An 18,785-nucleotide genomic window follows, 5' to 3' on the forward strand; every position below is an offset into this window, starting at 1 on the left:
TTCATGCCGACTATATAGCGCACCCCGCAAGAACTAACAATATTTGTTAGGACTTTCGTCTCGATCCCTGCCTGGCTCTAAACGATGGCAGAGATTGCCTACCGCAGCGCCGCGGCAATGTTGCCGCCGTCGACCGTCGTCACATCGGCGGTCGTCCGGTCGGCCAGGGCATGGTGCAGGAAGGCCTGCGCCACATCCTGCGCCGTCACTTCCTGGCCGAGCAGATTGCCGGACATGTAGTCCTTCTCCGACACGCCGCGCGCGCCCGAGCGGCTGGCGATCATCGCGTCCGTCAAAAGACCCGAGCGGATGCGGTCGGCGTTGACGGCATTCGAACGGATGCCGTGGGCGCCGTAGTCGAGCGCGTATTGCCTGGACAGGAACAGCGTCGCCGCTTTCGGCACACCATAGGCGCCGAATTTCGGGCCGGGGTTGACCGCCTGCTTGGAGGTGTTGAACAGGAGAGCGCCGCCGGTGCCCTGTTCGAGCATGATGCGCACGGCGTTCTGCGCCGCCGACTGGTGGGCGAAGAAATTGAGCTCGAAGCTCTTGCGCAGCAGCGCATCGTCAAGCTCGCCGATGCGGCCTTCCCAGGCAGCACCCGCATTGGACACCAATATGTCGACGCCGCCGAACACGGCAACCGCCTTGTCGAAGGCGGCGCGCATCTGAGCCGGGTCGGTTATGTCGGCGCCAACGCCGATCGAATTGTTGCCGGCCTTCCTGGCGGCATCAACGGCCTTTTCGGCGTCGAGATCGACAACGACAGCATGAGCGCCATTGTCGGCGAACAGTTTTGCGGTCGCCGCGCCGATCGCACCGGCGCCGCCAGTGATCAGCACCACTTGTCCAGTCAGCGGCTTCGGCTTGTTGGAGGCAAGCTTGGCCTGTTCCAGCGACCAGTATTCGAGCGGGAACAGGTCGGCCTTGGACAATGGGTGGAAACGCCCGACCGCCTCGGCGCCGCGCACTGCCTCGATCCACATCTCGCCGACGTCCGATGCGATCTTGGCGTCCTTCAATGTGCGGCCATGGCCGAACATGCCGAGCCCCGGCACCAGCGTCAGCCGCGGCATGGGATCGAGCATGGTGCGATTGATGTCGTCGAGCGCGTCATTGGTTTCGAAATACGCACGATAATCGCTGGCGAAGGCGTCGACATGGCTCTTGATCACCGCCTTGTAGTCACCGACCTTGTCGGCGTCGGGCGCCGGCATCGCCATCGGCCCGGTCTTGATGCGGATCGATAGATCCGGCGTCGACACGCCACGTTGTGCATAGTCGGCGATCTCTGCCGAATTGATGAAATCGACGATCGCGTCCGAGGTACGGAAATCGCTGATCATGCGATCGAAGCGGCCTTCGCCGCGTGGCGCCGCGACAGCGCCGCGCAGCATGGGCGCGATGGAAGCCGGCGTCGCCAGCCTTGCCGGCAATGCCGCCTTCGCAGCCTTGGGCTTGGCGTGCTTGGCCACATAGTCCTCGGCGACGTTCACATAGTGGATCATCCGGTCATAGGCTTGCCTGGCGTCGTCGCCGAAAGTGAAGACGCCATGCTTGTCGAGGATCAGGCCTTCCACCGCAGGGTCGCCGTCGAAAACATCGGCCGCCGCCTTGGCGAGGTCGAAGCCTGGCATGATGTAGGGCACGTAGCCCATCTTTGCTCCGAACACCTTTGCCACCAGCGGCTTGCTGTCTTCCTGGTCGACAATGGCCAGGATGGCGGTCGAATGGGTGTGGTCGACGAATTTGTGCGGCAGGAAGGCATGCAGCAGGGTCTCGACAGAAGGGTTGGGCGAGGCGGGGTCGATCAGGTTTGCCCGCTGCAGGGCGACCATGTCCTCGTCGGAAAGCCTGTCCAGCTTGCGCGCCTTGAGCAGGGCGCCCATCTTGACGGCGGGCAGGCCCTGCGGCTCGATGACGGCCATGTCCCAGCCGCTGCCCTTGACGCACAGCACGTCCCACTCCTCGCCGACGAGGTCGGTCGCCTTGATCTTGCAGGAGGTGTTGCCGCCGCCATGCAGGACCAGCTGTGGCACGCCGCCCAGAAGCCGCGTCGTGTAGACACGCAAGGCCAGGTCGCGGCCGACGCCCTTCTTCGCATAATCGGCAACGAGTTTTTCGGCCGCGTCGTCGTTCCACAGGTTCTTCATGTTCGCTTCGTCCAGTTGCTGTTTTTGATGGTGAAACAGGAATGCCGCGACGCCTTGATGACAATGCGTCGGCAAAGGGTTGGTTTTCAGGATGCCTTTTCTGCTGACGCTCCGGCATGATCGAGCAGCCGCTGCGCCATATGCGCGCCGACCACCAGATGCGTGCAGAGGCCGCCGGCGATTGCCGCGAGCAGCGGCTCGAACTTGCTGTCTTCCTGCACGACCATCAGCCGCTTCCCGATGACGCGCAGTGAAGCAAGCCCCGCTGAGATGACCCGCCGGTTGTAGCTGCAGTCGAGCAACTCGCCACCGGCATCGATGATCTGCCCGGCAATGACACCGGCGGCACCTTCCTTGCGCAGTGCCGCCATCTCGGCTGCCGTCAGCGCACCACACTTCACCAGGTGGCTGTCGGCATCGACCGCGCCGATGGAGTAGAGCGCAAGATCGCAGTCGCTGATCCCGGCAAGCTGGTCGCGGATCACGGGCTCTGCGCGCAGGCCTTGCGCCAGTTCCTCGGTCGACAGCACCAGAGGCGCGTAGAAATTGAGGCCCTTGGCATTGAGCCGCCGCGCGATTTCCATGGTGCACTGGTCGGGCCGGTAAGAGTAGGGCGCGCCGAGATTGCCGCAGAGCTGCACCACGGTGACGTCCTGCAGGTCGGCATAGGACATGATGTCGGCGATGGTGTAGACGGTGCGGCCCCAGGCGACGCCGATGCGGTCGCCCTTCCTGACGAGTTCCAGGAAGACGCTTGCCGCCAGCACCGCGATATCGGTCGAGGGATCGGCGAGGTAGGCGTTTTCCGGCGCGATCCAGACGGCGTCGAGCTTCAGGGCGTCTTCCAGCCTGCGCGCCATGATGTCGTCGGTGAAGAGCTGCGTCGAGGTCGAGATGTTGACGATGCCTGTCTCGCGCGCCTTGCGCAGATACATGGCGACGGAAGCGCGCGAAATGTTGAGCTGATTGGCCACTTCGTCCTGGCGAAGCCCGTGGGCATAGTAAAGCCAGGCCGCCTTGTGGATGAGCTGTTCTGCCGGTCGGATCGCCATGCCGCCTCCTTGGCTGACATTAGTCACGGCTCTCGACAAAAGTCAAATTTGGATGAGCAGGAAGGGATCTTCCGCCGGCGCGGCGCAATCGAGATCACCGTTCCAGCAAGTCGGCGCAGTATAGCATTCTCAGCCCTTCTGGGGGATAGCGTGACGACGGGCCTAAGGTTAGAAAGCTCGAAAAGACTTTGGGGAGAACGGGATGGCCAGTCCCTACGAACAGGATCTCGACAGGAACGCCGCCAACCACCAGCCGCTGACGCCGCTCACCTATCTGGAGCGCGCTGCAAAGACTTATCCCGACCACATCGCCATCATCCATGGCGGCCAGCGCATCAGCTACCGCGATTTCTGGCGCCGCTCGCTGAAGCTCGCTTCGGCGCTGCACCAGCACCGCATCGGCAAGGGCGATACGGTGACCGTCATGCTGTCGAACACGCCGCCGATGCTGGAGGCGCATTTCGGCGTGCCGATGACCAAGGCGGTGCTGCACTCGCTCAACACGCGCCTCGACGCCGCGGTCATCGCCTTCCAGCTCGATCATGCCGAGACCAAGGTGCTGATCGTCGATCGCGAGTTCTCCGGAGTCGTGCGGGAAGCGCTCGATCTGGCCAAGGTCAAGCCGCTGGTCATCGATTACGACGATCCCGATTACGCCGCTGACGCGCCCTATCCGAAAGGCGAGCGGGTCGGCACGGTGGACTATGAGGCCTTTGTCGCCAATGGCGACGAGGAGTTCGCCTGGTCGATGCCGGACGACGAATGGGACGCGATCTCGCTCAACTACACGTCGGGCACGACAGGCAATCCCAAGGGCGTCGTCTACCATCACCGGGGTGCCGCGCTGATGGCCTACACCAACACCATCCATGCCGGCATGGCCAAGCACGCGGTCTATCTCTGGACGCTACCGATGTTCCATTGCAATGGCTGGTGTTTTCCCTGGACGCTCGCGGTCCAGGCCGGAACGCATGTCTGCCTGCGCTGGGTGCGGCCGAAGCCGATCTATGACGCCATCGCCGACCACGGCGTCACGCATCTGTGCGGGGCGCCGGTCGTCATGTCGGTGCTGATCAACGCCAGGGAGGAGGACAAGCGCGCGTTTGCGCAAACCGTCACCTTCAACACGGCGGCCGCGCCGCCGCCCGAAGCCGTGCTGTCGGGGATGTCCGATGCCGGCTTCGCCGTCACCCACCTCTACGGATTGACCGAAACGTATGGTCCGGCTGTCGTCAACGAATGGCATAATGGCTGGGACGCGCTCGACAAAGGGGCGAGGGCGGGCAAGAAGGCACGGCAGGGCGTGCGCTACGCCGCGCTCGAAGGCCTGACGGTGATGGACCCCGAGACCATGGCCGAAACCCCCGCCGACGGCGAGACCATCGGCGAGGTCATGTTCCGGGGCAACATCGTCATGAAGGGCTATCTGAAGAACCGCAAGGCGACCGACGAGGCTTTCGCCGGCGGCTGGTTCCACTCCGGTGATCTCGGCGTCATGCACCCCGACGGCTACATCCAGCTCAAGGACCGCTCCAAGGACATAATCATCTCCGGTGGCGAGAACATTTCCTCGATCGAGGTCGAGGACGCGCTTTACAAGCATCCCGCCGTCGCCTCCTGCGGCGTCGTGGCGCGCCATGACGACAAATGGGGCGAGGTGCCTGTTGCCTATATCGAGCTGAAACCGGGCAAGGTGGCGAGCGAGGCAGAGATCATCGAGCACTGCCGGACGCTGCTTGCCCGCTTCAAGGTGCCGAAAGCGGTGATCTTCGCCGAGATACCGAAGACCTCGACCGGCAAGATCCAGAAATTCCGGCTGCGGGAAATGGCCAAGGTCGCCTGAAGCCGTCCCGCGCCTTTTCGAGAGAATTATTTTCAGTGCCCCGCATCCTGAGGGCGCCTTGTGACGTCTATGGGATGTCACCATCTGTCACCTATCGTACGCGTACATCGAATCCGCGTTGACACAGTGCTCTTTTCGATTTACGAGTGATGAAAATCGAAATTCGTCACTCGTTATTTGACAGAGAGCTATGTCCGAAGCCGCCAACATCGTCGCCGACGTCGCCCGACAGGAAAATGTGACGCGCATTCTCGATTGCGCCGAGCGCCTGTTCCGCCACTATGGCTACGGCAAGACCAATGTCGCCGACATTGCCCGCGAACTCGGCATGTCGCCGGCCAACATCTACCGTTTCTTTGCCTCCAAAGTCGAAATCCACCAGGCCGTCTGTGGCCGGATGCTCGGCGCCAGCTACAAGATGGCCTACGAGATCATGCACCTGCCGGTCAGCGCCGAGGAGCGGCTGCGGCGTTACGTGCATGCGCAGTACAAGATGACGATGGAGGTCATGCTCGACGACCAGAAGGTCCACGAGATGGTCATCGTCGCCCTCGAGCGCGACTGGGGCGTCATCGACAAGCATGTCGACAGCATCCACGATCTCTTCGCCGAGGTGATCCGCGAGGGCATCGAGGCCGGCGAGTTCAGGAAACAGGATCCGGTGACCGCGTCGCGCTGTTTCGGTGCCGCCACCGTCATCCTGTGCCATCCGCAGATGGTGGCGCAGTGCCTCGCCAAGACCAATCGGGCGATGCCCGACGAACTCATCGATTACGCAATCAGAGCCTTGAAATAGCCGCCGCCAGCCGGCGCCGGTTTCGACAGTCCGTCTCCAGTCGGGAGTATCAATATGTTTTTGCCCAGTTCCATCCTTCGCAAGCTGCCAGCTGCCGGCCTGATCGTCGCATCGCTTGGGCTCGCCGGCTGCTCGCAGGAAAAAGCGGAGGTGAAGGACATCATTCGCCCGGTCAAGGTCGTCGAGATCGCCCAGGCCCATGACACGCGCACGCTGTCCTATTCCGGATCGGTGCGCGCTCGCACCGAGAGCACACTGGGTTTCCGGGTCAACGGCAAGATCACCGAGCGTCTCGTCGACATCGGCCAGCGCGTGGCGCCTGGCGATGTGCTGGCCCGTATCGATCCCTCCGACTATGACCTGTCGGTCAAGAGCGCGCAGGCCGCGCTGGATGCCTCCGAACGGCAGGTCGAGACCGTCGAACTCGCCCGCAAGCGCGCCGAGCAGCTTTTCGCCAAGAACTTCGCGCCGAAATCGCAGCTCGAACAGGCAACGCTGACCTATGACCAGGCCGTCGCCACGCGCGACTCTGCCCGCTCGACGCTTGCCCAGGCCAGGAACCAGGTCGGCTATACCGACCTCAAGGCCGACAGGGACGGCATCGTCACGGCGGTCAACGCCGATGTCGGCCAGGTGGTCGGGTCGGGCACGCCGGTGGTCACCGTCGCGGTCGATGGCGAAAAGGAAGTGCTGATCGCGGTTCCGGAAATGGAGATCGCGCAGTTCAAGCCGGGCAAGGACGTCAAGGCGGGCTTCTGGTCCGATGCCGCTCTGGCGCTCGACGGCAAGGTTCGCGAGGTCGCCGGCAGCGCCGATCCGCAGTCGCGCACCTTTGCCGTCCGCGTCAGCCTGCCCAACGACCCGCGCGTGCTGCTCGGCATGACCGCCAATATCGAGGCGTCGGCGGCTAATGAAAAGCAACTCGTGTCCATCCCGCTGAGCGCGCTCGCCGAGAAAGACAGCCAGTCGATCGTCTGGACGGTCGATCGCGGAGCCGACACGGTTCATGCCCGTCCGGTCAAGGTCGCCAAGTTCGCCGCCGATGGCGTGCGTGTCGCGGAGGGATTGAAACCGGGCGATATCGTGGTCGCCGCCGGTACGCAGTTCATGACCGAGGACCTGAAGGTGAAACTCGCCGGCGGCATCACACAGCAGTCCGCCTCGGCCGAGGGCGGGGACGCCAGCCAGCTGCGCTGACGACAGACAGGTCGGCCGCGCGTTCCCGCGGCCGCAGGTTTCCGGGCGGCGTGCCCGAAAGGTCGAGACGTCAAGGCCGATGTACCCCCGCATCGACCCTCGCGTCCCACCGCGATGAGTGTCTCTCCGCTCGAAGAGCGACGCCGCCCGGAAACCAGTATCGAACGCAGATGATTTCGTTTCGCGCGCCGCGCTTCTTTGTAGCACCTTCCCCGAAGCACCAGGGCGCCGGCAACCAAGCAAAGTGGACCACCACCGATGACGACCTCCACTGAAGAAAAGCGGCCCTTCAATCTCTCTCGTTGGGCAATCGGCCATCCCTCCATCGCCCGCTTCCTGTTCGGGCTGATCATCATCGCCGGCGCGCTCGGCCTGATGCGCATGGGCCAGAAGGAGGATCCCGACTTCACCTTCCGCGTCATGGTCGTGCAGGCGATCTGGCCGGGCTCCTCGATCCAGGAGATGGAAGACCAGGTCGTCAACAAGATCGAGCGCAAGCTGCAGGAGACGCCGCATCTCGACTTCGTGCGTTCCTTCACCCGCGCCGGCAGCGCCATCATCACCGTCCAGATCAAGGGCGACACCAACGCTGCCGAAGTGACGGATGCTTTCTATCAGGTGCGCAAGAAGGTCGGCGACATATCGGGCGACCTGCCGCAGGGTCTGCTCGGTCCCTATTTCAACGACGAATTCGGTGACACCTTCATCACGCTGCATTCGATCAGCGGCGACGGCTTCTCCTATCCCGAGCTGAAGAAGTTCGCCATCCAGGCGCGCGATATGCTGTTGACGACGCCTGGCGTCGAAAAGGCGGTCATCATCGGCGACCAGCCGGAAAAGCTCTACATCGATGTCTCGTCCAAGGCGCTGGCCGAACGCGGCCTGACGCTGACCGACGTGCAGAACGCGATCAAGGGCCAGAACAATGTCGACCCGGCTGGTTCCGTCGACACCGGCGTCAATTCGGTGCGCATTTCGGTCGAAGGCGACGTCGCCAAGGCCGCCGACATCCGCGAGCTGCGCCTGCGCGCCGGCGGCCAGGTCACCCGGCTTGGCGACATCGCCACCGTCACTTCGGGGCTGGAAGACCCCTTCCAGCGCAAATACCGCTTCAATGGTCACGACAGCGTGCAGCTTGGCGTCGTCATGGCCAAGGGTTTTAAAGTCACCGACGTCGGCAAGGATGTCGAGGCGACCTACAAGCACTTCGAGGAAGCGCTGCCCTATGGCGTTTCGGTCGACCAGATTTCCGACCAGCCGGGCGTCGTCACGGACGCGGTAGCCGAATTCATGCATGCGCTCGGCGAAGCGCTGCTGATCGTGCTGGTCGTCTCGTTCCTGTCGATCGGCTGGCGCTCGGGCCTGGTGATCGCCATCGCCATACCGCTGGTGCTCGCCGCCACCTTCGCCATCATGTACGAGATCGGCATCGACCTGCAGCGCATTTCGCTGGGCGCGCTGATCATCGCGCTCGGCCTGCTCGTCGACGATGCCATGATCGTCGTCGAGATGATGGAGCGCAAGCTCGAGGAGGGGCTGGTCAAGATCGAGGCGGCGAGCTTCGCCTATTCCTCGACCGCCTTCCCGATGCTGACCGGCACGCTGATCACCACCGCCGGCTTCATCCCTGTCGGCTTCGCCGCTTCGACGGCTGGCGAATATGTGCGTACCCTGTTCTATGTCGTCGGCATCGCGCTGATCGTGTCGTGGTTCGTGGCGGTCTATTTCACGCCGTGGCTCGGCCATATGATCCTCAAGCAGCGCAAGCATGCCGGCAGCCATCACGACGCCTTCGACACGAGCTTCTATCGTCGGCTGCGTGCCACGGTCGGCTGGGCCGTGCGCCATCGCATCATCGTCCTGGTGATGACGCTGGTGACTTTCGGCACCAGCCTGTGGGCGTTCCAGTTCATCCCGCAGAATTTCTTCCCGCAATCGTCGCGGCCGGAAATCCTCGTCGACCTCTGGCTGCCGGAAGGCACCAGCATCAAGGAGGTCGAGACGCAGGCCAAGGCCCTGGAAGCCAAGATGATGGACGACAAGGACAAGCGTTTCATCGCCACCTATATCGGCGAGGGCGCCCCGCGCTTCTTCCTGCCGCTCGACCAGCAACTGCGCAACCCGAACTTCGCCCAGTTGCTTGTCATGGCCAATGACGAGCCGGCGCGCGAGCGGCTGATCGTCAAGCTGCGCACGGTTCTGGCGCAGGATTTCCCATCGATCCGTGCCAAGGTCGACCGCCTGTTCCTCGGACCGCCAACCGGCTGGCCGGTGCAGATGCGTGTCATGGGTCCGGACCGCCAGGAGGTGCGCCGCATCGCCGACCAGGTGAAGGCGAAGTTCCGGCAGGATCCGCTGCTCGGCGCCGTCCATGACGACTGGCTGGAGCCCGTTCCGGCGATGAAACTGGTCATCGATCAGGATCGCGCCCGTGCGCTCGGCGTCACCTCGCAGCGCATCCGCCAAATGCTGCAGGCCGCGATGTCCGGCGCGCCGCTCGACGATTTCCGCGACGGCGAGGAGACGGTATCCATCGTCGCCCGCGAGCCGGATGCCAGCCGCAGCCTGCTGTCCTCGGTCGACTCGGTCTATATCCCGACCGATTTCGGCGGTTTCGTGCCGCTGTCGCAGGTCGCCAAGGTGGTGCCTGTGCTGGAGCAAGGCATAGAGTGGCGCCGCGACCGCCTGCCGACGATCAGCGTGCGCGCCACACTGCCCGACGGCGTGCAGTCCAACGACGTCGTCACCAAGATGTACAAGGACTTGCAGGGTCTGCGTGACGGCCTGGCGCCCGGCTACAAGATCGAGATCCAGGGCGGGGCCGAGGATTCGGCCGAAAGCCAGGCTTCGATCGCCGCCAAGGCGCCGATCATGCTGGCCATCATCGTCGTGCTCCTGATGATCCAGTTGCAGAACTTCGGCAAGGCGATGCTGGTGCTGGCGACCGGCCCGCTCGGTATCATCGGTGCCGCCGCCGCTCTGCTGATCAGCGGTGCGCCGTTCGGCTTCGTCGCCATCCTCGGCGTCATCGCGCTGCTCGGCATTATCATGCGCAACTCGATCATCCTGGTCGACCAGATCGACCAGGACATCGCCAGGGGCATGGACCGTTCCGAAGCGATCATCGGCTCGGCGGTGCGCCGCTTCAGGCCGATCGTGCTGACGGCGATGACGGCTGTGCTGGCCCTGATTCCGATCTCGCGCGCCGTGTTCTGGGGCCCGCTCGCCTACGCCATGATGGGCGGCATTCTCGTCGCCACTGTGCTGACCATCCTGGTGCTGCCGGCGGGGTATGCGCTCTTCTTCGGTCGCGAGCCCAAGAAAGCCAAGACCGACGAGCAGGCGCCAGTGGAGATCGAAGGCGTCGAACGGCCGCAATTGGCGTTGGCGGCGGAATAATACAAAACCGGCCGGTCGAATTTGCGACTGGCCGGTTTTCCCTTAATGCAACAGTGGTTTGAGCCGCTTGGCGGTCAGGCCATCAGATGACGAATACCCAATTGGCGATGAGCATGACCGCCACACCGGCGACCAGCGTCAGATAGGGCAGCATACCCGCCTTCCTGACCTTTAGATCGGCCGAGCTCATGCCGAGATCGGCCAGCATGTGGTCGGGGAATTTGCCCTTGTCCTGGATGTAGTGGCGGAAGCAGAACACCGGGATGATCAGCGCGGCGGTGATCAAGCCGGCCCACAGAGCCATCGGGTTCCAAACCTTGGCGCCTGCGCCCATGAAGATGGCGTTGACATAGGCGAAGATCGCCCCAATCCCCAACAGCCAGCTAGGCGCTTTCCATGGCCGTGCGATATGGCCGTTATCGATGCGGTGGATCCAGCCGGCATTAAGGTTGAGGAAGTTGAAGATGATGTAGCCGCAGTTTGACACGGCGAGGATGAAGAAGAAGCTCGTCGCGTCGGCCGAGGCGATAGCCAGCACGATCAGGTTGAAACAGAGGTCGGTCCACATGGCCCGCGTCGGCGCACCGTGCTCGTTGACGTGGCTGAGATAACGCGGCAGCCAGCCGTCGACCGAGCCTTGGTAGAGCGTGCGCGAGGAGCCGGCCATCGCCGTCATGATGCACAGCACCAGCGCCAGGATCATCAGCATCACCAGGAGGCTGTGAATGATCTTGCCGCCGCCGACCATGCCGGCCAGAGCATCGGCCACGCCGGAGCCGTCGACGATCGGCGTTGCCAGCATGCCGTTCAGGCCCAGCACCCCCTGGAAAGTGAAGGGCACCAGGATGAACAAAAGCATGCAGAGCAGGCCGGAATAGAAGATGGCCTTGAACGTATCGGTGCCGGGGTTCTTGAACTCCGACGTGTAGCAGACGGCCGTTTCGAAGCCATAGGTCGACCACGCGGCGATGAACATGCCGCCGAGCGCCAATGTCCAGCCGGCGATGTTCCAGGAGCCGGGTTCGGGTGCGTAGGCGGAGGCCAGCGGCACCAGCGGCGAAAAGTTCGACCAGTCGATCTGGCCGGTGAAGATCGGCACCACGCCGACGATCAGCATCGGGATGATGACCAGCAGGCCGATATATTTCTGCACGCTGGCGGTGCCCAGGATGCCGCGATGCTGGATCGAGAAGATGATCAGCATCAGCACCGCGCCAATGAAGAAGGTGGCGTTGAGCGTGAACGAGACCGGTCCGAGCGTATGGCTCCACAGCGTCCAGTTACGGATAGCTGGTGTCGCGGCGGCCGTCACCGCGGTGATGGCATCGGCGGGAACCGTTCCGGCATGCGCGGCGATGTAGGCGACGACATCGGGCGAAGTTTCGGTGAACAGCGGCACCGGCGCCAGCGCGTTGAGGATATAGGCGGCGGCGATCGAGCAGCCGAGCGACAGCACCGGCGACCAGGCGAACCAATTGCACCACACCGACAGCGGCGCGATGAACTTGGAATAGCGCAGCCAGGCGGTGGCGCCATAGATCGAGGCGCCGCCGGATTTGTTCGGGAACAGGCCGGCGATCTCGGCATAGGTGAAGGACTGCAGGAAGCCCATGATCATGGACACCGTCCAGATCAGGAAAGCCAGCTTTCCCGTCGTGCCGGCAATGCCGCCGATCGAGAACAGGACCAGCGCCGGAACGCCACTCGCCACCCAGAAGGCGCCGCGCCAGTCGATATGCCTGAGCAGCTTGCTTTCGGCAGGCTGGTCCAGGACCGTACTTATCGTGCTCATGTCGATGAGTTCCCCTTTTTCGATGTTCCCCGCCAGCGATGCCTCGGCTACGCGAAGCTTGCTCCCCGGCAAATGATCGTTCCGGCCGCAGTGTTTCCACTCAGTCGTATTTTTTTCTTAACAGTGAAGATTGATCCGGCGCGCTTTCACGTCAAGCGATTTGTGAAACCATGCACATCACGCTTGCGCGCGCGGATGAAAAAGCATCCGGCGGGGCGGCCGGCGGGCGCTTTGAGAGCCCAAAAAGGGCAATCGTCAGGAACGTGGTTTGGTCTTTTGCGGATCGTAGTGGGCAAAGGCGACGACCCGGGCCGGCAGCCGCTTGGCATGACCATCGAGCTTGCCGATCTCGACCTCCGTGCCGATTGCCGCGTGGGTGACGTCGAGCCGCGCCAGCGCGATGTTTTTGTTCAGCACCGGCGAGCGCATGCCCGACGTGACGACGCCGATCTGGGCGCGGCCGATATGGATGCAGTCGCCATGGCCGACGTCGACATTGCTGTCTATGTCGAGGCCGACCAGCTTCGTCTGAGGATGGTCCTTGCGCCGGATCAGCGCCTCGCGGCCGATGAAATTGTCGGTCTTGGTCTTCAGCGGCACGGTAAAGCCGATGCCCGCCTCGAACGGGTCGGTCTGGTCGGAAAACTCGTAACCGGCGAAGATCAGCCCGGCCTCGATGCGCACCATGTCGAGCGCCTGCAGTCCCATCGGCTTCAGCCCATGCGGCTGGCCGGCTTCCCAGATGGCGTCGAACACCTTTTCGGCGTCGCGCGGATGGCACCAGATCTCGTAGCCGAGTTCGCCGGTATAGCCGGTGCGCGAGACGACGATGGGAATGCCATTGCCGCCGCCGATCCTGGCGATCGCGAAGCGGAACCATTCGAGTTCCTCGATCGAGGGCTGCAGCGGGGAGGTCCAGATCACCTGTTTCAGGATGTCGCGGCTCTTTGGCCCTTGCACGGCGATGTTGTGCATCTGGTCGGTGGACGAGCGCACCAACACGTTGAGGCCGAGCTTTGTCGCCGTCTCGCGCAGCCATTCGCCGGAGAGATCGTCGCCGCCGACCCAGCGGAAATTGTCCTTGCCGAGCCTGAGCAGCGTGCCGTCGTCGATCATGCCGCCATGCTCGTAGCACATGGCGGAGTAGACGACCTGGCCGACGCCGAGCTTCTTGACGTCACGCGTCAGCGTGTATTGCAGCAGCGCTTCGGCATCCGGACCGGTGACCTCGAATTTGCGAAGCGGCGACAGGTCCATGATCACCGCATCCTGCCGGCAGGCCCAGTATTCGGCGATAGGCCCTTCTTTGGCGAACGAGTTGGCCAGCCAATAGCCCCTGTACTCGACGAAGTCGCGCGTGTGTTTGGCAAAGCTCGAATGAAAAGCTGTCTCGCGGGTCATTTTGGGTTCCGAATCGGGCGTCATGCGTCTGGCGATCGCTCGCGAGAATTTGTGCTGACCGGAATAGGTCCGCACATGGATGTCGGTCAGGTCCCAGCCATTGGCCGGCGTCGTGTCGTCAGGACAGGCGGAGGAGACGCAGACGATGTCGGTGAGCGCCCTGAGCAGAACATAGTCGCCGGCTCGCGACCATGGCTCGTCCGACACCATGACGCCATGAGCGTCGATCGCCGTGTTGAAGAAAAAGTTGATCGCCATCCAGCCGGCGCGGGAATTGACGCCCTTGCCCGTGAGCGCGCGGTTGAAATTCTCCGAGCAGTTGATGTGGCCGGGATAGCCGATGTCGTCGTAATACTTCGCCGCACAGGCGAGCGCGAAGGCGTCGTGCCGGCCGCACGTGTCCTGCACCACCTCGACCAGCGGCTCCATGTCCTGGTCGTAGTATTTCGAATGCAGGCCGGGCATCGGATAGCTCGCGCCCATCAGCGTGCGCGTCGTCGTGACGTCGAGCGGATGGTCGAGCCCCTTGTCCAGCTTGCGCGCCGAAAAACACTGGAAGTCGGTGCACTGGCGCCCGTCGACATCGATGATCTGCAGATAGTCGCCCGCCTTGACGAAATAGGACTCCGCCGTCGCCGAATGGACGCGCAGATCGAGCACCGGATCGGCCAGTGGATCGGCAAGCCGGGATTCTGTTTTCAGGCGGATTGTGTTGCGCCGCACGATGACGCTGAGCGGCGTCGCCGTGTCGTGGCCGTCGACCAGCATCGGCCCGCCGGGCGCGGCAATGACCATCGAGCCATCGCGCGCTATCGCGAATGCCTGCTCGGCACCGGCCGGAGTGGTGCCGCCAAACACGCGCACAGCCTTGGCCTTGTCGAGCTGAACCCGGCGACGCTCGAGGCCGCGGCGCAGGGTGCCGAGACTGTCGTCGCCCTCGGAGAGCAGCGCCTTGATGCCGGCGGCATTGCTGTTCGATTTTTCGCCGAGAATGCCGGGGTCGGTGACGCCCGACTTGTCCCAGGCCAGCAACTCGCAGGCCTGGCCACCCTCGACATTGCGTACCGTGATCGTATCGCCGGCCTCGACCTCGATCAGCACCGCGCCATTGCCCTGTACTGTATAGCGCTCCATGCCGGCCGGCAGCGCGATCTGGCCCGGCCTCAGGATGAGGCTTGGCCTGGGCGGTCCGGCTGTCACGGCGGGGTAGGGCGACTGGCTCATCTCAGCCTTGCGGTTCGAGAAACAAGTTTGCCTGTGCGTGAAATTATTTTAGCAGCAAGAATAGCAGCGGAGCGGAGTTTGGCAAGGCGGAGGGTGGCGCTTCTTCCTTCTCCCGCAAGGGGAGAAGGACAGGTGCGCCATGCTACGCCAAGTCCTCCGAATGCCCGATCTCGACACCATACTCGGCACCGGAGTCCAGCATAGTATGCCACAAGCTCTCGGCGAACGTCGCGAACACCAGGACGTTGAACACCGCCTGTCCGTCCCGCGCATCATTGCCGCGCCACAGCGTGACGCTGGTGTGGTCCATCGAGGTGGCTGCCGCGGTTCCGACCGGGAACGCCGCCGGATATAGATCGATCGACGACAGTTTGGCGAGCAGGGCGCGCGCCTTGTCGCCGGAAATGCGGATCAACACCCGCGCATGCGACTGGTCCGACAGCGAAGCCGAGGCCGCGAAACCTGGAGCCAGCGACCCCACCTGATGTCTGCCGCCTTTCGACAGCACGAAGAACTGATCCGGTCCCGACCAGATGAGCGTGGCTTCGGCTGCTCCAGCCGTCTTCGGTGTTTCCGGGACCGCTACGCCGAAATGCGCGTTAGCGGCGCTCGCCATCTCGGCCGCCTTGCCGCGTCGCGCCATCACCTGGACGAGATCGAAATTGCGAATTTCGGTCAGGGTGACGCCGGCCTCGCCATGCGCGCCATATGGTCCCGAAACCAGCGCGCGATGGAGCGGGCTGCGGGTTTCCCAGGAAAACTCAGCCACGCTGGCGCCCTCCATCCGGATCGTAGAAGACGGGGTTGCAAATCTCGACTTCATAGTTTTCGCCGCGCAGCGGATCGTGCGCATGCACGATCTCGCCGATGCGCTCGCGACCGCGCTCGACAAGCGCAAGCCCGATCCATTGGTCTGCCGTCGGCGAGTAGCAGACCGAGGTGATGTAGCCCTGGTCACTATCAGGACCGGGTGTCTGCCCCTTCGGAATGATGTGCGCGCCGGAGCGTAGCCGTCGCGTCTTGTCGGTCGGCTTGATGCCAACGACGACCTGCCGATCCGCCGCAACCAGCGCCTCGCGGCCGGCCATGACGCGGCCGATGAAATCCTTCTTGGTTGACATCATCTTGCCAAGGCCGAGATCGGCCGCGGTGGTCGTGCCGCTGAGCTCCGGTCCCGCGACATGACCTTTTTCGATGCGCATGACGCCGAGCGCCTCGGTGCCGTAAGGCGTCACGCCGAACGGCTTGCCCGCGATCATCAGATTGCGGGCCATCGCCTCGCCGTAGCGCGCCGGAACCGAAATCTCGAACGCCATTTCGCCGGAGAAGGAGATGCGGAACAGCCGCGCCCTGACGCCGCCGCGCAACGCGACTTCGCGTGCGCCCATGAAGGGGAAGCCTTCGTTGGAAAGGTCTTCCGAAGGATCGACGATCTCTTTCAACAGGTCGCGGGTTTTGGGTCCGGCGATCGAAAATTGTGCCCACTGATCGGAGACCGAAGTCAGCTGGACATCGAGTTCAGGGAACAGCACCTGCCGGCAGAATTCGAGATGCTGCATCACCGGTCCGGCCTTGGCGGTTGTGGTGGTCAGGAAATAGTGGTCCTCGGCCAGGCGCGACGTGGTGCCGTCATCGTAGACGATGCCGTCCTCGCGCAGCATCAGTCCGTAGCGCGCTTTTCCCACCGCAAGATTGGAGAAGGTGTTGATGTAGACGCGGTCGAGGAAGGCGCCGGCGTCGGCGCCATGCACGTCGATCTTGCCAAGCGTCGAGACATCGCAGAAGCCGACGCCGGAGCGCACTGCCTTGACCTCGCGGGTCACCGATTCCAGCCAGTCCTTCTCGCCGGCGCGCGGATACCATTGCGCGCGCTTCCACAGGCCGGTGTCGACGAAGATTGCACCCTGTTCGGCGGCCCAGTGATGCGATGGCGTCAGCCGCGTCGCGTGAAAATTCTCGTCGCGATGATGGCCGGCGAAGGCGCCGATGGCGACCGGCACATAGGGCGGCCGGTAGATCGTCGTGCCGGTCTCGGGAATGGATTTGCCAGTGACCGCCGCCATGATGGCGAGGCCGGCGACGTTCGAGGTCTTGCCCTGGTCGGTCGCCATGCCGAGTGTGGTGTAGCGCTTCAGGTGTTCGACCGATTCAAAACCTTCGCGCTGTGCCAGCTCGATATCCGATGCGGTGACATCATGCTGCTGGTCGACGAAGGCTTTGCCCTTGCCCGCGACATGCCACAGCGGCGTGAGCGAAAAGGCTTGGTCGTCGGCCACCGGCGTGGAGCCTGGACCATTGCCGTGTCCGGCATCACGTGCCGCCGCCGCGCCCGCCGCGAATCCTTCGCGCAGGCAGGCGCCAAGTCCGAAGGCGCCGTTGGCGGCACCAGCCGCGACCATTCCCGGAGGCGCGCCGTCGGGCACGAAGGCGGCGATGTCGTCGCGCCATTTCGGCCGGCCGCGATGGTAGGAGGTGAGCCCGACCGCCGGGTTCCAGCCGCCGGAAACGGCGAGCCCGTCGGCTTCCACTTCGGCACGCGCGCCGCCGGTGAGCGCGACGGAAATTTTGCGCACGCCATTCTTGCCGCCGTCGATGCCGCTGACGGTGCCATGCAGGATGGGAAAGCCGCCGTTGCTGGCAAGCGAGCGGTGCTCGGGCGCGATTTCCGCACGCGCGTCGATCACGGCGGCTACTTGCAGCCCGGCGCCGAGTGCCGTCTCGACCGTGCGCCAACCATCCTCATTGTTGGTGAACAGCGCGATGCGCTTGGCCGGCGCCGCAGCGTAACGTGCGATATAGCTGCGCATGGCGGACGCCATCATCACGCCCGGCGTGTCGTTGCCGGCAAAGACGATTGGCCGTTCGAGCGCGCCCGCCGCGACGACGCAGCGCTTGGCCACGATCCGCCATAGCCGCTGGCGCACCTGGTGCTCCGGCGGCGAGGGCAGGTGGTCGTTGACGCGCTCGATCGCGCCGTAGGTGCCGCCATCATAGACGCCGAACAGCGTCGTGCGCGTCATGATGCGGACATCGGGCATGGCGGCAAGCTCACTGAGCGTGCGCGCAATCCATTCGGCGGCAGGTAATCCGTCGATCATGCCGCCATCGGCAAGCAGGCGGCCGCCGAGGACAAAATCCTCTTCGCACAGGATGACGCGGGCACCGCTGCGGCCTGCTGCGAGAGCGGCCGCAAGGCCAGTCGGGCCAGAGCCGGCGATCAGCACGTCGCAATGCGCCCAGGCCTTGTCGTAATGGTCGGGATCGGCGGCGCCCGCGGCGCGGCCGAGGCCGGCGGCGCGGCGGATCGCCGGTTCGTAGATCGCTTCCCAGAACTTCGCCGGCCACATGAAGGTCTTGTAGTAGAAGCCGGCAACGAAGATCGGCGCGAACAGCTGGTTGACCGACATCACGTCAAAGTCGAGCGACGGCCAGCGGTTCTGGCTGGCGGCGTCGAGCCCTTCATAGAGCTCCGCTGTCGTCGCCTTGGTGTTCGGCTCGCGCCGTGCACCGCTGCGCAATTCGACCAGCGCATTGGGCTCTTCCGACCCAGCGGTCAGGATGCCGCGCGGGCGGTGATACTTGAACGAGCGGCCAACCAGCTTGACGCCGTTGGCAACCAATGCCGAGGCAAGCGTGTCGCCTTTGAAACCGGAGAAGCTCTTGCCGTCGAAACTGAAATTCAGCGGCGCCGAGCGGTCGACGAGACCGCCGTCGGCGAGGCGATTGGATTGAAAGGAAGTCACGATGCACGCCTCACAATCGGAAGGTCGACGCCGCCCCTCATCGCCCTGCCGGGCACTTCGCCCCGTATAGTGACGGGGAGAAGGGGGCTGGCCGCGATGCTGGCTCTCTTCCTGCAACGCTGGCGATTGGCGAAACCGGCGACGGCAGCTCCCCTCTCCCCGTCCCTATACCGGGAGAGGATGCC

10 protein-coding genes are annotated in these 18,785 nt (G+C 63.8%); 4 read left to right on the forward strand and 6 right to left on the reverse strand.

The window, feature by feature from the left end:
* Positions 1-98: 98 nt before the first annotated feature.
* Both O7B34_RS12055 and O7B34_RS12060 read right to left on the reverse strand, forming a co-directional pair.
* A complete protein-coding gene (locus tag O7B34_RS12055) occupies positions 99-2,153 on the reverse strand; it encodes a bifunctional aldolase/short-chain dehydrogenase (RefSeq protein ID WP_337146279.1) in 2,055 nt (684 codons plus the stop codon).
* Between the two features lie 86 nt (positions 2,154-2,239).
* Positions 2,240-3,205: a sugar-binding transcriptional regulator gene (locus tag O7B34_RS12060; protein WP_140714682.1), complete on the reverse strand. Its 966-nt coding sequence runs from the start codon at positions 3,203-3,205 to the stop codon at positions 2,240-2,242.
* 202 nt (positions 3,206-3,407) lie between these two features.
* On the opposite strand from O7B34_RS12060, the gene O7B34_RS12065 reads away from it, so the two are divergent.
* From O7B34_RS12065 to O7B34_RS12080, 4 genes are all read left to right on the forward strand, one after another.
* Entirely contained in the window at positions 3,408-5,048 is a 1,641-nt protein-coding gene (locus O7B34_RS12065; RefSeq protein ID WP_337146280.1) for an acyl-CoA synthetase, read from the forward strand.
* A gap of 190 nt (positions 5,049-5,238) precedes the next feature.
* Positions 5,239-5,844: a TetR family transcriptional regulator gene (locus tag O7B34_RS12070; RefSeq protein WP_337146281.1), complete on the forward strand. Its 606-nt coding sequence runs from the start codon at positions 5,239-5,241 to the stop codon at positions 5,842-5,844.
* Between the two features lie 54 nt (positions 5,845-5,898).
* Positions 5,899-7,041 carry an efflux RND transporter periplasmic adaptor subunit gene (locus O7B34_RS12075; protein WP_027142247.1) on the forward strand — a complete coding sequence of 381 codons (1,143 nt, stop codon included), beginning with the start codon at positions 5,899-5,901 and terminating at the stop codon, positions 7,039-7,041.
* Positions 7,042-7,299: 258 nt separating this feature from the next.
* The gene (locus O7B34_RS12080) at positions 7,300-10,440 is read left to right on the forward strand and encodes an efflux RND transporter permease subunit (protein ID WP_337146282.1); all 3,141 of its coding nucleotides are present in this window, start codon (positions 7,300-7,302) and stop codon (positions 10,438-10,440) included.
* A gap of 82 nt (positions 10,441-10,522) precedes the next feature.
* On the opposite strand, the gene O7B34_RS12085 is transcribed toward O7B34_RS12080, so the two are convergent.
* The 4 genes from O7B34_RS12085 to O7B34_RS12100 form a co-directional block, all read right to left on the reverse strand.
* Positions 10,523-12,232: an APC family permease gene (locus tag O7B34_RS12085; RefSeq protein WP_337146283.1), complete on the reverse strand. Its 1,710-nt coding sequence runs from the start codon at positions 12,230-12,232 to the stop codon at positions 10,523-10,525.
* A 255-nt stretch (positions 12,233-12,487) separates the two neighbouring features.
* A complete protein-coding gene (locus tag O7B34_RS12090; RefSeq protein ID WP_337146284.1) occupies positions 12,488-14,857 on the reverse strand; it encodes a DUF1989 domain-containing protein in 2,370 nt (789 codons plus the stop codon).
* Positions 14,858-14,999: 142 nt separating this feature from the next.
* Complete coding sequence (locus O7B34_RS12095; RefSeq protein WP_337146285.1) at positions 15,000-15,626, reverse strand: sarcosine oxidase subunit gamma; 627 nt, start codon at positions 15,624-15,626, stop codon at positions 15,000-15,002.
* Entirely contained in the window at positions 15,619-18,600 is a 2,982-nt protein-coding gene (locus tag O7B34_RS12100; protein WP_337146286.1) for a sarcosine oxidase subunit alpha, read from the reverse strand. The genes O7B34_RS12095 and O7B34_RS12100 overlap by 8 nt, the downstream gene beginning before the upstream one ends.
* Positions 18,601-18,785 lie beyond the last annotated feature (185 nt).

Source organism: Mesorhizobium sp. Cs1299R1N3 (assembly GCF_037179625.1).
GTDB classification, from domain to species: Bacteria; Pseudomonadota; Alphaproteobacteria; order Rhizobiales; family Rhizobiaceae; genus Mesorhizobium; species Mesorhizobium salmacidum.

Bases quoted from the DNA above. Each gene is read 5' to 3' on its own strand.
- O7B34_RS12055 (WP_337146279.1), bottom strand. From the start codon at position 2,153: ATGAAGAACCTGTGGAACGACGACGCGGCCGAAAAACTCGTTGCCGAT.
- O7B34_RS12060 (WP_140714682.1), bottom strand. From the start codon at position 3,205: ATGGCGATCCGACCGGCAGAACAGCTCATCCACAAGGCGGCCTGGCTT.
- O7B34_RS12065 (WP_337146280.1), top strand. From the start codon at position 3,408: ATGGCCAGTCCCTACGAACAGGATCTCGACAGGAACGCCGCCAACCAC.
- O7B34_RS12070 (WP_337146281.1), top strand. From the start codon at position 5,239: ATGTCCGAAGCCGCCAACATCGTCGCCGACGTCGCCCGACAGGAAAAT.
- O7B34_RS12075 (WP_027142247.1), top strand. From the start codon at position 5,899: ATGTTTTTGCCCAGTTCCATCCTTCGCAAGCTGCCAGCTGCCGGCCTG.
- O7B34_RS12080 (WP_337146282.1), top strand. From the start codon at position 7,300: ATGACGACCTCCACTGAAGAAAAGCGGCCCTTCAATCTCTCTCGTTGG.
- O7B34_RS12085 (WP_337146283.1), bottom strand. From the start codon at position 12,232: ATGAGCACGATAAGTACGGTCCTGGACCAGCCTGCCGAAAGCAAGCTG.
- O7B34_RS12090 (WP_337146284.1), bottom strand. From the start codon at position 14,857: ATGAGCCAGTCGCCCTACCCCGCCGTGACAGCCGGACCGCCCAGGCCA.